General features: G+C 58.2%; 9 protein-coding genes and 1 pseudogene. 5 read left to right on the forward strand and 5 right to left on the reverse strand.

The window, feature by feature from the left end:
• Nucleotides 1–50 precede the first annotated feature (50 nt).
• Nucleotides 51–1,847, forward strand: a complete 1,797-nt coding sequence (gene argS / locus ACVWY9_RS08330) for an arginine--tRNA ligase (RefSeq protein WP_457388045.1) — start codon at nt 51–53, stop codon at nt 1,845–1,847.
• Between the two features lie 283 nt (nt 1,848–2,130).
• On the opposite strand, the gene ACVWY9_RS08335 is transcribed toward argS, so the two are convergent.
• Together ACVWY9_RS08335 and ACVWY9_RS08340 are read right to left on the reverse strand one after the other, a co-directional pair.
• Nucleotides 2,131–2,496 carry a hypothetical protein gene (locus ACVWY9_RS08335; RefSeq protein ID WP_011433539.1) on the reverse strand — a complete coding sequence of 122 codons (366 nt, stop codon included), beginning with the start codon at nt 2,494–2,496 and terminating at the stop codon, nt 2,131–2,133.
• Between the two features lie 37 nt (nt 2,497–2,533).
• Entirely contained in the window at nt 2,534–4,255 is a 1,722-nt protein-coding gene (locus ACVWY9_RS08340; RefSeq protein ID WP_457388046.1) for a hypothetical protein, read from the reverse strand.
• A 263-nt stretch (nt 4,256–4,518) separates the two neighbouring features.
• Here ACVWY9_RS08340 and ACVWY9_RS08345 point away from each other — a divergent pair, with 263 nt between their 5' ends.
• Entirely contained in the window at nt 4,519–5,547 is a 1,029-nt protein-coding gene (locus tag ACVWY9_RS08345; RefSeq protein WP_457388047.1) for a LysR substrate-binding domain-containing protein, read from the forward strand.
• Here the strand turns inward: ACVWY9_RS08345 and ACVWY9_RS08350 are convergent.
• On the reverse strand, nt 5,429–7,852 hold the full coding sequence (locus ACVWY9_RS08350; protein WP_457388048.1) for a hypothetical protein: 2,424 nt from the start codon (nt 7,850–7,852) through the stop codon (nt 5,429–5,431). The two genes, ACVWY9_RS08345 and ACVWY9_RS08350, sit on opposite strands and share 119 nt — an antisense overlap.
• A gap of 136 nt (nt 7,853–7,988) precedes the next feature.
• On the opposite strand from ACVWY9_RS08350, the gene ACVWY9_RS08355 reads away from it, so the two are divergent.
• The 3 genes from ACVWY9_RS08355 (at nt 7,989) to ACVWY9_RS08365 (ending at nt 11,251) form a co-directional block, all read left to right on the forward strand.
• Complete coding sequence (locus ACVWY9_RS08355) at nt 7,989–9,566, forward strand: cryptochrome/photolyase family protein (protein WP_457388049.1); 1,578 nt, start codon at nt 7,989–7,991, stop codon at nt 9,564–9,566.
• 75 nt (nt 9,567–9,641) lie between these two features.
• Nucleotides 9,642–10,184, forward strand: a complete 543-nt coding sequence (gene nrdR, locus ACVWY9_RS08360; protein ID WP_011433544.1) for a transcriptional regulator NrdR — start codon at nt 9,642–9,644, stop codon at nt 10,182–10,184.
• Nucleotides 10,185–10,447: 263 nt separating this feature from the next.
• Nucleotides 10,448–11,251, forward strand: a complete 804-nt coding sequence (locus ACVWY9_RS08365) for a hypothetical protein (RefSeq protein ID WP_457388050.1) — start codon at nt 10,448–10,450, stop codon at nt 11,249–11,251.
• Between the two features lie 210 nt (nt 11,252–11,461).
• On the opposite strand, the gene ACVWY9_RS08370 is transcribed toward ACVWY9_RS08365, so the two are convergent.
• Both ACVWY9_RS08370 and ACVWY9_RS08375 read right to left on the reverse strand, forming a co-directional pair.
• Nucleotides 11,462–11,683: an amidohydrolase family protein gene (locus ACVWY9_RS08370; protein WP_041436618.1), complete on the reverse strand. Its 222-nt coding sequence runs from the start codon at nt 11,681–11,683 to the stop codon at nt 11,462–11,464.
• Between the two features lie 68 nt (nt 11,684–11,751).
• A pseudogene (locus ACVWY9_RS08375) lies at nt 11,752–12,024 on the reverse strand (N-ethylammeline chlorohydrolase); the annotation flags it as partial.
• Nucleotides 12,025–12,418: the final 394 nt, after the last annotated feature.

The raw sequence follows: 12,418 nt of genomic DNA on the forward strand, positions 1-12,418 counted from the left end.
GCCCCAGGCATCCCTGGAACCTCTCTCGACGTCTGCCGACACGAACAGCCATGGCCACTCAACCCGTATCCACCTCGCTGATTCGGTTTCTCACCGCCGCCGTAGCCGAGAGCATTCGACGGGCCTCAGAGGCGGGGCAACTGGGATCCCTGGCCCCCCAGCAAGCCACAGCGATTGCCCCCGTGATCCAGATCCCCAGCGACCCTCGCTACGGCGATTACGCCTGTCCCACCCCCCTGGGCATGGCCAAGCTCTGCCGCCTAGCACCGGCCCAGATCGCCCAAACCCTGCAAAAACACTTGGATCTGCCGGACATCGAAACTCAGGTGGCGGGAGGAGGGTATCTCAACTTCCGGCTGGGGGATCCCTTTTTGGCCGAGCGCCTGCAGGAGCTGCTGCATCTGGGAGAACACTTCGGCAAAACAGCCATTCCCCATCCTGAGCGCATTCTGCTGGAGTTTGTCTCCGCCAACCCGACGGGGCCTTTGCACGTCGGCCATGGGCGCTGGGCTGCCGTTGGCTCTACGTTGGCCAACTTGCTGCACTGGACGGGCCACCAGGTGGAGCGGGAGTTTTACATCAACGATGCCGGCAACCAGATGCGGCTCTTGGGCCAGTCTCTGGAGGTGCGGGTGCGGCAACTGCAGGGGGAAGAGGTGGCTCTGCCCGAAGATGCCTACCATGGCAGTTACTTGGTCGATATTGCCCGGCGGCTGTTGGGTCAGGTCAAGGCCGGGATCCGCCCTCTGCCCACCACCCTAGAGGAGTACACCGATTTTGCCTATGGGGAAATGCTGGCCTGGCAAAAGCAGACCCTGCAACAACTACGCACCGAGTTTGATCACTGGTTTAGCGAGCGCCGCCTGCACACCCCCGATCCCCAGACAGGCCTGAGCGCCATCCAGCAAGCTTTGCAGGAGCTGCAAGAGCGCGGCTTTCTCTACAAAGCCAAAGCGCCGCGGGGTGAGGATCCCAAGCCAGGGGCCGAAGAGGCCGTCTATTTCAAAACCCAAGAATTTGGCGACGACAAGGATCGGGTGGTGCAAAAGGCCGATGGTTCGTTCACTTATCTAGCCGCCGATATTGCCTACCACCGGGATAAAGTGCAGCGGGGATATCACCGGCTGATCAACATTCTTGGCTCGGATCACCATGGCTATATCGGCCGCTTAAAGGCGGCGGTGGGTGCCTTCAGCCCAGATGTCAAGCTGGAAATCTTGATTGGACAATTTGTCAAATTGTTCAAAACCGACCCGCAAACCGGTGAGAAAACCGAAGTGCGCATGTCCAAGCGCACCGGCAACTTTGTCTCACTCAATGACCTGATCGAAGATCCAGAAATTGGCGTGGGGGTCGATGCAGCCCGCTGGTTTTTGCTTAGCAGCAGCATGGACAGCCCCATCAACTTCGATTTGGATTTGGCCGTCAAGCAAACTTTCGATAACCCGGTCGTGTATGTTCACTACAGCCATGCCCGCTGTTGCACTCTGCTGCGGCGGCTACAGGAAGAAGAAAAGGTTGAACTGACCAACAAAGTCCCTTTGACGGAGCAACAAAAACTGCCCTACAAAGAGCCAGAAGAGCGGGCCCTGCTGCTGCGCTTGTTGGCCTTGCCGGATGAGCTGATCGCCGCTGCCGAAGAGCGCGCTCCCCACAAGATCATCCGCTATGCAGAAGCCATCGCCGCCGATTTCAACAAGTTTTACGACAACTGCCGTATTTTGCCGCTCTTGAAAGAGGATCCCCTTTTGGCCCAAGCCCGCATCCAATTGGTGCAGGCCACGCAGCAGGTTTTGTTTAACGTCCTCACCGGCATTCTCGGCCTGAGCGCGCCGGAGTCTATGTGATTTACGAAGGAGTGCCGTAAGGCCCCCAGCTCACGCTCTGGGCGGAAGCCAGCTATAGCGGTCGCGAGTAGGTCAATTGCAATAAACCGTTCCACAACGCATAGTCATTTATCTCACCGTCAAGGTGAAACAAACGACCGGTTGCTTCCTGCTAAGGCCTCTGGCCCGCTAGCGCGATCAGTTGAAATAGATGGTAATAAAAACCACGACTGCTATCAGCCCCTTTGATTCCGGTAACGCCGATCCCCGTCTCGATGAGGGAGAGGAGATAGGGCTCAAGCGCCTAAGTTTCGACTCTGTGGGCGCGCAAGAGCAAGTTGGTTCCCAAGTCCTCTTGGGCTGCCCAAAAGGCGCAAATCCACCACGAAACCTCGTCTTGGCGATAAATGCCACAGGTGAAAGGATAAGGTTGCAAAATATTCGCCATCTGCGCTAAGGCCGGAACTTCCGCCATGTAGTCGGCCCACACTTGGGGATCCAAGGCTTCGTAGGTGAAATCGGAAGGAAAGAATGTGCAACTGGATTCCAGGCTGGGCCGGTTGGTCAGCAACAATTGAGCAGGATCTGAGGATTCACAGCCCAAGCGATCCCCGATCTGAAAGGTCAGTTGAAACAGGCGGTTAATCAGATCAAATTGCTCAGGGCTCATAAGTTCAGAATTCCTAACTTTCAGATTGGGATGGGCGTTAGAGTTGACAGGTGCGACGGCTGCGCTCCAGCTCCGGCTCGATCCAGGAGAGGGCGAAGTGACTCACACAGGGCAACTGCGGGAAGCGGCGGGCCAGCTCTGCTGTTTGGGTTTCCAGGCTGGGGCGTTGCCGCTGGGCTTGTCCCCATAGACCGGCAATGGCCGGGCAGACAAAGGTTTGGGGAGAGGCCACAGCCAGGACCTGCTCCACCTGCTGCGCCACACAGGAGCTATCCTCGCACTTGGCATAGGCCATTGGGTGCCATTCCATACCCGGATCAAAGCGGTCCCAGGGTTGCAGACGAGCGTCAAACCCTTCTCCTACTGCTTGGTTGCCTTCTGGGAAGAAGACAGCCCCCACCGGGATCCCCAGCCTCTGGGCGGGTTGGGCGGCCTGCTGTAGATAATCGAGAACGCCGTAGCGGGCAAACTCGACGCTCAGCTGCCAAAGCTGCTGCTGCCAACGTTCTTGGCGAACGGCGGCGCTGGGGGTGGGGGAAGGGGCAGGAGTTGGTGCTGCTGCCTCAGAACTGGAATCCGCCGGTTTCTCCAGACTCTCTGGTAAATCTTTTGCAGAGGAAAGCTGATCCCCCTGCCAATTCCTGCTGGCCATGTCTTGGGCAGCCCAGTCCAGTAACTCTGGGGAAAGCGCCCATTTCTCGGTCGGGCTGGGCCAGGGATCCCCTGGCTGACGCCATCTGGGCTCTTCGGCATAGGTGGCATCCAGATGGAGAACATCTGCCACTGCAATGTAGCCCTGGCTCAAATAGCGCTCCAGCAGCGCCCGACCTGCTGGATTTTCTGCCAAATCGAGGTAGGCTTTCCGAGCGGCCTCTCCATGAATCCACAAGTCTCGGACGGTGGCTGCCACGCTGGATCCCCCTGAGCCACGCGGATAGCGAATGTAGTCGAAAAGGATCCCATCCGGCTGTCGCTGTAGAATGCGGCGGACCAACTCGGCAAAATCCCGCCGTGCCAAGGGATGAAAGGGATCCACAAATACCTCGCCAGGACTGCCCAGGTCTTCCGAAAGGGCTGTAGCGGGATCCAAGACGGTGGTGATGCCGCGACCGTTGCGGGCCAGGGCCACCTGTCGATCGGGCCGTTGTCCGTAGGTGTAGCCGAAGTTGAGGGAAAACACCCAAGCATAAGCAGACAAACCGCGGCGTCGTGCCGCCTTCAGAGCCAGATCCAACAAGTCGGCGTTGGGCTGTAAGCTGGGCCAGATCCCCCCTGCGCCATCCGGCAAAATGGAGCGGCCATCGTAAAAGGTCTCGATAAAGACGCGGTTGTAGCCCAGGTTCACTACTTGGTCGAATACCTGATCCAACACGCCCGGATTGGCATCACAAGGGTGCAGACGTACCCAGATGGCCTGGATCTGGGGCCAGCGTTGGCTGCGGCAGGCGACCAAGGCAGCGCCATGTTCGGCCAAAACTTGGGTGTACTCGGCCCAAGCAGCATTCGACTGGGCAGCCTGCTGGCGCAGTTGAGCCTTGCGCGCTACCTCCTCGGGCGGCTGTCGGCAGTAGGCGTCGAGCCGAGCAGCCAAGTGGGATCCCCTCTGTTCCGCACTGTCTACGGAACCAGAGCTGGGGAAAAGGGAATGGCCGGGCCACAAGAACTGAGCCTGGGCCGTGATTCCGGATCCCAGCAACATCAGCGCGCCCAGCACACCCGCAAGCCAGCGGATCCCTTGGTTTTTCGGCAGTCTCAGCACCCTCAACCTCCACCGAGAATGTCTGCGATCGTACTCTTCTCCTGCCCAGAGAGCGGCTATTGAAAAAAAACAGCCGCCCGTGCCCAGACCGGCGCAATCCCTTGGTCGATCTCTACCTTAAGTCCGAGTGGTAGGGGGTTGCTCTTCGGTTTTGCCCCTTCCGCCACTGTGACCGTTAGCCAGGCTCTCATGGGGATCTCGCCAAAAGGCATAGATTAGCGCTTATGATTTAGTAGTAAACCTTTAGCTTTTCTTGATTGTCCATGAAGGCCATTACCCTGCATCAACTGCAAATCTTCGAGGTTGCCGCCCGCCACCTGAGCTTTACCCGCGCTGCCGAAGAGCTCTACCTGACCCAACCCACGATTTCCATGCAGATCAAGCAATTGAGCAAAGCCGTGGGGTTACCGTTGTTTGAACAGGTGGGCAAGCGGCTGTATCTCACCGAAGCGGGGCAAGCTTTACACCAAACCTGCGAGAAGATTTTTGAACAATTGAATCAATTTGAGATGACCCTTGCCGACCTGAAGGGGTTAAAGCAGGGACGGCTGAGCATTGGAGTGGTCACCACTGCCAAATACTTTATTCCCCGTCTGCTGGGGCCATTTTGTCAGCAGTATCCCGGCATTGACGTAGCTCTTAAGGTGCTCAACCGCCAGCAGGTTTTGGAGCGGATGAGCAACAACATGGACGATCTCTACGTGATGGGGATGCCGCCAGAAGATCTGGACGTGGTGGCGCAACCTTTTCTGGAAAATCCCTTGGTGGTGATGGCCCCCATTCATCATCCGCTGGTGGGCCAAAAGCGGATCCCTCTGGCGCGCATTGCCCAAGAACCTTTTTTAGCCCGTGAACCCGGCTCCGGCACCCGCATGGCTGTAGAGCGGCTTTTTGAGAAGCATAACCTAAAGCTCAACATCCGCATGGAGATAGGCAGCAGCGAAGCCATTCGCCAGGGCATTGTGGGTGGATTGGGCATTTCGGTTTTGTCTCAGCATGTGTTGGCCTTGGGGGGGTGGCAGCATCATCTGGCTATTTTGGATGTGGAAGAGTTTCCCATTCGGGGGTTCTGGCATTTGGTCTATTTGCGCTCTAAACGTCTTTCGGTGGTGGCCAAAGCTTTTGCCGACTTTCTTCTTTCCCAGGTTTCTCAAATGGAGCTGGACTTTGTGGCTAAAGAGCAGCACAAATCCAATTCAAATCCCAATCCAAATCCGCTTTCCGGCAAAGAGGCTGAAGCACAGCCGAGAGCTCTTGTCGCAACCCCCGGATCCCCTCAAAGTCGTGAGTGAACAATACTCGCAAAAACCCCAGGTAAGCCCGCGCCCACTCGTCTTCCGGATCCAGCTCGACGATCTGTTGAAAATGCAACTGAGCTGCTTCTGGTTGTAACAGCGCCGCCAACATCAAGCCCAGTTGGTAGTGGCTTTGGATTTGCTGGCTCGGTTGGCCTTGGGCAGCAGCCTGTTGCCGTTCCCCCTCCAGCAGTTGCCGTACCAGGATGCGATCTGGATCCGTCAAAAAAGTCGGGTATTGCAGGGTTGTCCAGGCATTGAGGTAAAGGGAGAGGGCCTGCAGATCCCCAGCGGCAGCAGCTCTGGCCGCCTCGCGGAGAGGAAACAAGGGATCCGTTACAAGGGGGGATCCCTCCTTCGGGAAGCTCGACAGGGATCCTCTCCAGGATTGGTGTAGGGAATGCCGGATCCCTTTGGGCGACTGCCATTCCAGGTGGAGAAGGCCACCTCTTGGGAAGTCGGTTGTGGGCAGCGTCAAGATCTCTTCCACCAGCCAGCCGCCTGTTGAGTTGAGCTGCAGGCGATTCTGCCCCAGCACCCAGGCCCGCTTCTCCAAAACCCGTCCTTGCCCGTCTTCCAGCCGCGCCCAAACCAGCGTTTGGGCCAAGTTCTGAGCTGGGCCTTGCCAGCGTAACTTCCAGGCGGGGATCCCCAGCTCCGACAGCGTCTCAACCTCCACCAGCTCCACCTCCTCAGCTTCCAGAGGCCACTTCTGCACCGTCACTCTTGGCATGCGAGGGAAGTAGGTGTGCAGCCGACCCAAGGTAGGCAACTCCACTGCCGGATCTTGTCGCCAGTCTGGGCTGCTGCGCAGGTGCTGCCGGATCTGCTCCTTAGTCGGGCCATAAGGGCCGATAATTCCCTGTTCCCCTTCGGCATCCACAAACCCATCCAGCAAGGATAGCTCCAACTCCGGCCAGGGGGTTTGCCCGGCAGCGCGGAACGTGACCGGCCAGCGCTGGAGAGCTGCTAAGTAGGTGAGGGTTTCGGAAGAGATCAGCTCTGTGTTGGGGAGAACCCCCAGCGTGGTGGTCAAGCCTGGCTGGATCAAGGATTGGATCCACTGGGTCAGCTCCTGCGTGGGGTGCTTCCCCTGCCAATGCATTTGGATCCCCGTCCACAGAGGGGCCACCCCTGGGGTGAGGGGCCGACCCAAATTGGCCAAGGCCAAGCAGCCCAGAACTAGCCCTGCACAGACTCCCCTTTGCAAAGCCCACGCACCCCAGCGTTCCTCCAACCACCGGCAAGCCTTTTGGATCCCGCCTGCTGATAACACGGCCAAGAGAGGCAGCAGGGGTAGGGTGAAGCGCACATCTTTGATGTCCACCAGGGTGTAGAGAAGGTAGCCCGAACCGTAGGTGGCCCACAAGACTGCCTCTCGCCTGTCCAGGGATCCCCACCCGCTCAGCAGCGGCAACCCACACAAAAAAGGGCTCATCTGCAGGGGCAAAAGGCGCAAGTAGGCAGTCCACCAGCACAGGGATCCCGCTGGGCAAGTGATGTAGTAGTGGGCAGTCTCGGCGTAAGCCCAGCCATTGCTGAGCACAAACAGCCAATTGGCCCCATACCAGGGCCAGCACAAAAGCAGCATCACACCCATCCCCAAGGCCAAGTGGGCCAGCCGCACCAACCAAGGGATCCTCTTGCCCGGCAACAGCGGGATCCCCAGCAAAGGCAGCAGCAAAAACAGCACCCCTGTCCACTTGGTGAGCAGCACCGCCGCCACCCCCGCCCCCACCCCCACCGCCCCCCACCAGGAAGGCTTCTCCCCATAGGCCCACAGCGCCCAAAACGCCAGCGTCACCGCCACCACCAGCGGCAACTCCAACATGTACACGTGGGCCAAAGCCGTGATCCCCGGATAGAGGAGCAGCAGCGCCGCCGCCAGCCAGCCCACTTCCCAGGAGCGATAGACCCGCTGTCCCAGCCGCTGGGTTGCCAGAACCAGAACCCCCAGCAACACCAAGTTGAGCAACTGCCCGTCCGCCCGGCTGAAGGGATGCAGAGCCGCCAAGGGGATCCCCAGCCAATAGGCCAAAGGGGGGTAGCGCTGGTTCAAATGCAAAAACTGCTGCCCCCACAGCCCATCCCAGCGAAACCGCTGCAGGTGAAGCCCAAAAGCCTGCGCCTGCAACAAATGCTGCGCCTCATCCCAGGCTGGCGGCAAGGGATCCGTCCAATTCCAGATCACCAGCAGCAGCAGGGCCACCATCCCCAGCCCGGCCCACCACCGCAGGAAAGGGATCCCCGGCCTGTGGGGTCTCTCCGGCAATGTCTCTCTCTCCTCGTCTTTACCGTTCATGCTTTGAAAACAATCCGCAGAGATTCAGCAGACATTGGGATCCCTTGCAACTGCCACCTGGCCTTGCCCCCCAGAGCTAAACTCAACCTGTGTCATTCTCAGCGCTCCTCCCATAGACCGAGAGCTTCAGCATCCCATGATCGCTCCATCTGCCGGCCCAGAAGGGGTTTGGATCCTTGCGGATCAACTCCACCCCCAGCAATCCGCCCTCGCTTCCCTCTCGACCCTATCCCCAGACCGAGTTCCCGTCATTCTCATCGAATCTCACCGGTGGGCCAGCTCCCGCAACCACCATCAGCAGAAACTGGTGCTGGTCTGGTCGGCCATGCGTCACTTTGCCCAAGAACTGCAACAGCGGGGCTACCCGGTCACCTATGTGGAAGCCGACAGCTATGCCGAGCCCCTGCAAACCTGGGCCAAGCAACATCAACTGCAGCAGATCCGCCTCATGCAGCCCGCCGATATTCCCATCCGGGAGGAGGTGGAAAATCTGAGATCCACCCTCCCCTGCCCCCTCTTGGTTGTGGAAAACAACCACTTCCTCTGGAGTACTCGTCAATTTATCGACTGGGCCTCAGGTCGCAAGCGCCTGCTCCTGGAAGACTTTTACCGCGAAGGGCGAAGACGCTTTCGCATTCTCATGGACGGCCCCAAGCCCCTGGGGGGGCGCTGGAACTACGACCGGGAAAACCGCCATCCCCCCAAACCGGGAATGCGCTACCCCCAGCCCCTCACCTTTTCCCCCGATGCCATTACCCAGGCTGTCATCGCAAAAGTTAAGCAACACTACGGCCATCACTTCGGATCTCTAGAAGGATTTGGCTGGGCCGTCACCCGCGCCCAAGCCCTGCAAGTGCTTGATCATTTCATTCACGAGCGCCTGCCCCACTTCGGCCCCTGGCAAGACGCCATGCAAGCCGGGGAAGACTTCCTTTTCCACTCGCTGCTTTCTCCCTACCTCAACTTGGGCCTGCTCACCCCCCACGAAGTCATTGCCGCCGCCGAACGGGCTTACTATCAGGGTGGGATCCCCCTGCCCTCCGCCGAAGGCTTCATCCGCCAGATCCTGGGCTGGCGGGAGTACATGCGCGGCTTCTACGAATACCAAATGCCCAACGGCTATGCCCAGAACAACTTTTTTGGCCACCAGCGACCCCTGCCAGAGTTTTTTTGGACGGGCAAAACCGACATGGCCTGTCTGCAGCACACCCTGGATCAAATTCGCCGTCATGGTTATGCCCACCACATCCAGCGGCTAATGGTGCTCAGCAATTTCGCCCTCATCAGTGGCATTCAGCCCCAGGCAGTAGAAGCGTGGTTTCAGGATGTGTTTATCGACAGCTACGACTGGGTGATGCAGCCCAACGTCATCGGCATGGGCCTTTTTGCCGATGGGGGCATGCTCTCCACCAAACCCTATGCCGCCTCTGCTCAGTACATCCGCAAAATGAGTGACTACTGCCGCCATTGCCGCTACAATCCCAGCGAAAAGGTTGGCAAACAAGCCTGCCCCATCAATACGTTGTATTGGGACTTCCTGTTGCGTCAGCGATCCCTTTTAGCCCCCTTGGGCAGAATGAAATGGGTATTGATCCATTTGGATCGCATGGAACCGGAGCTGAAGGCCCAGATCCAGGCGCAAGCCGCTGCTTGGTGGGATCCCTTGCAATCTGCACTCGACGAACAGAGTCCATCTCATTTGCAATCTGTCTAAGCACCAGAAGATTAAGCATCCGGTAAAATTGAGGCACCCTCCTACCCACCTGTCGCTTTGTAAGGACTGCAAGCCATGAAATGTCCCCGCTGCAGCAAACAAGAAATCCGAGTTTTGGAATCTCGTTCGGCAGAAGGTGGCCAGAGTGTGCGGCGGCGGCGAGAATGCATGTCCTGTGGCTACCGCTTCACCACCTATGAGCGCATCGAGTTCATGCCCATCATGGTCATTAAACGGGATGGATCCCGCGAAAGTTTCAACCGCAACAAGATCCTGCAAGGGGTGATGCGTGCCTGCCAAAAAACCCCCGTCACCGTCAGACAGATGGAAGAGCTGGTCAATGAGATCGAAGAAAAACTGCAATTGGAAGATGCCCAAGAGGTAACCAGCCTGCGCATCGGCGAGATGGTGCTGGAGCGCCTGCAACACCTAAGTGAGGTGGCCTACGTGCGCTTTGCCTCCGTTTATCGCCAGTTTCAGGGTATAAAAGACTTTGTCAATGAGCTGGAACAGTTGGAACCACCTCTGCGACGGGATCTGGAGCGGCTGCTGCAGGACTCCTCTGCCTCAGATTCCGAATCTTCAGGCTCCCCGGACTTGGTGGGAGAGTATTCGTGACGTGGGAACGACAGCGCAAGCCGGCCCTCCCTGGAAGCAGCGGGGAAATGGCGCTTGTGGGCGGGAAAAATTGCTGTGAAGGGATCGCCCATTCCAAAGGCTTAGCGGTATGCTTGGGGTAGTAATTGCGGCTTACACTAACGCTAGAGCTGCACGCCTTTAGATTGCCGGTGTTCAGCACTATCCTTGGAGATCCCTGATATCTTGGATCCCTCTGTGTCAAGCTGTCCCAGCCCCCTGTCCTTCCGAGTCGATCCCAATTTATGCAATACGGTTTTCGGGGTTCTAGCCCCTCTGGCGCTCGCAACAGCAACAGTAACCCCAGTGGCTTTCGCTCCCCTGCCGCAATGGAGACGGGGCCAGGGGTGGTGCCGATTCAGGTGTATCAACAAGTGGCCGAAGAGTTGGAGTCTGCCCGTCAGCAGGTAAGCCTGCTTTCCTCGGAAAACCAGCACCTGCGCGCTCTGCATCAGCAGTTGTCTGGAGAGCTCGCTGCCATCACCCGAGAGTTCCAGGGGCAATTGGGCCACACCCTGAAGCGCCTGCAGCAAATCAGCCTACGGCTTGCTGACGCAAATGGCCAGGCTGCCCAAGTTGCTGCAGCTTCTGAAGCCTCTTTCCAACAGAACAGCCCGACTGCCAATCCCGGCCAACCGGAAGCCCCTCCCAGCTACGATTTTTTGAATCGCCTCAAGCGCCGACAGACCCGCAACGAGACCCCCTCCTTCTCATCCAACGGCTTTGCCCCGTCCTCCTTTGATTCCCTTCGCCACCCTTCCACCCACACCTCTGCCGAGCCCTACCCCCGCACTGGCTACCAGGTTCCTTCCCTGGACGAGTTGATGCAGGATAGGGGCGGCCCGGATCCCTATCTCGGCGAGGCAGACTCCTCAGCCTATTCCACCGGCATTTATCAGCGGGTACGGGAGCAACATCACGGATCCCAGGGCTCTGCCGTACTTTGGATGGCCGCTGCAGTCGTCTTAGTCATTGGATCGTTTGGGTTGGGATTTGTAGCCGTACAGCCATTTTTGCGCAACAACCCACCGCCCGTGCAAGCACCCTGAGAGCTATTCACAGGATGCTCCAAAAGCCCGCTGGCGGGGTTAGGATGCCCCCAATGCGCTCCGCACCACTGACGAATGACCAGGGGTTATATCTGTGATCCAGGCTGTCGCTGCTCCTCTGACGCCTAACACATTCTTCGAGCATATGCCCGACGAGGGCCGCTTTGAGCTGTGCAATAGAGTCACGGTCAAAATGCAGCCCACAGGTTCTCACAAGCAGGTGGCGAGCTTTTTGGCATAGCGGTTAGCGGTGCCCACGCGCAAATCCAGCAAGATCAAATCCGCTTTTTTGCCCACCTCCAAGCTGCCGATTTCCCCTTCCAGACCCAGACAGGCGGCACTGCCTTGTGTAGCCATCCACAAAGCCTGTTGCGCCGGCAGAGCAGCTCCATCCCCCGATCCCAACCGCTGCAGAAACACCGCCAACCGCATCTCCTCGATTCGATTTCTTCAGCCCCCACATGCACACAGTGGGCGGCCAAGGTCTGAGCACTCAGGGATCCCCAGCGTTTCAAACACTGCACCGGGGTCAATCCATAGCGAGCCTGTAGAGTTTCCACTCCCCGGCGAGTTTCCGCCAAGTGGGTGTGCAGCCCCACTCCATACCTTTGGGCTAGAGCGGATCCCTGGACAAAACTCTCAGGATGGCCAGAATAAGGAGCATGGAACCTGACCCAGATGTAAATTTGCCCCTCCCCGCGTCCATGCCAAACCTGGATCAAAGCCTCCGTGTCCGCCAGGGATTCTCCCACTCCCCTCGGTTCGTCGATCACCTGTGGGCTGAGGATCCCTACGTAACCCCGACTGCAAGCTCACTGCTGCTGCTAGATGTCGATAGATGCCAAGAGTAACTACGGATAGGGATCGTGAAGTTGGATTACATCCCCCCCCTCTCCCATGCCGTACACGAAGACCGCTCTAGCAGAACGAGCCAACTGGTGTAGAGCAGGTAACATGGCAAGCTAATGGTCGACAAAACTGTTACCTCACTAGCTTGCCTTCACCCAATGGTGTCAGCTTTCAGGTAGAGAGGCTTGACGGAAGCCAACCCCCCTATTAATTGGGTTCCTCTTGATTGGGTTAGGGTGGTGGGCCTGGCACCGAGCTAGGTTGCCAGCAGGTCGCCCTGCCAGTAGATTCGCCGCTGATGCGTTTCACGTCCGAGTT

The organism is Thermostichus sp. OS-CIW-31 (genome assembly GCF_054060305.1).

Excerpts from the sequence above, each read along its gene's own strand:
- argS (WP_457388045.1), top strand. The coding sequence starts at position 51 with ATGGCCACTCAACCCGTATCCACCTCGCTGATTCGGTTTCTCACCGCC.
- ACVWY9_RS08335 (WP_011433539.1), bottom strand. The coding sequence starts at position 2,496 with ATGAGCCCTGAGCAATTTGATCTGATTAACCGCCTGTTTCAACTGACC.
- ACVWY9_RS08345 (WP_457388047.1), top strand. The coding sequence starts at position 4,519 with ATGAAGGCCATTACCCTGCATCAACTGCAAATCTTCGAGGTTGCCGCC.
- ACVWY9_RS08350 (WP_457388048.1), bottom strand. The coding sequence starts at position 7,852 with ATGAACGGTAAAGACGAGGAGAGAGAGACATTGCCGGAGAGACCCCAC.
- ACVWY9_RS08355 (WP_457388049.1), top strand. The coding sequence starts at position 7,989 with ATGATCGCTCCATCTGCCGGCCCAGAAGGGGTTTGGATCCTTGCGGAT.
- nrdR (WP_011433544.1), top strand. The coding sequence starts at position 9,642 with ATGAAATGTCCCCGCTGCAGCAAACAAGAAATCCGAGTTTTGGAATCT.
- ACVWY9_RS08365 (WP_457388050.1), top strand. The coding sequence starts at position 10,448 with ATGCAATACGGTTTTCGGGGTTCTAGCCCCTCTGGCGCTCGCAACAGC.
- ACVWY9_RS08370 (WP_041436618.1), bottom strand. The coding sequence starts at position 11,683 with ATGCGGTTGGCGGTGTTTCTGCAGCGGTTGGGATCGGGGGATGGAGCT.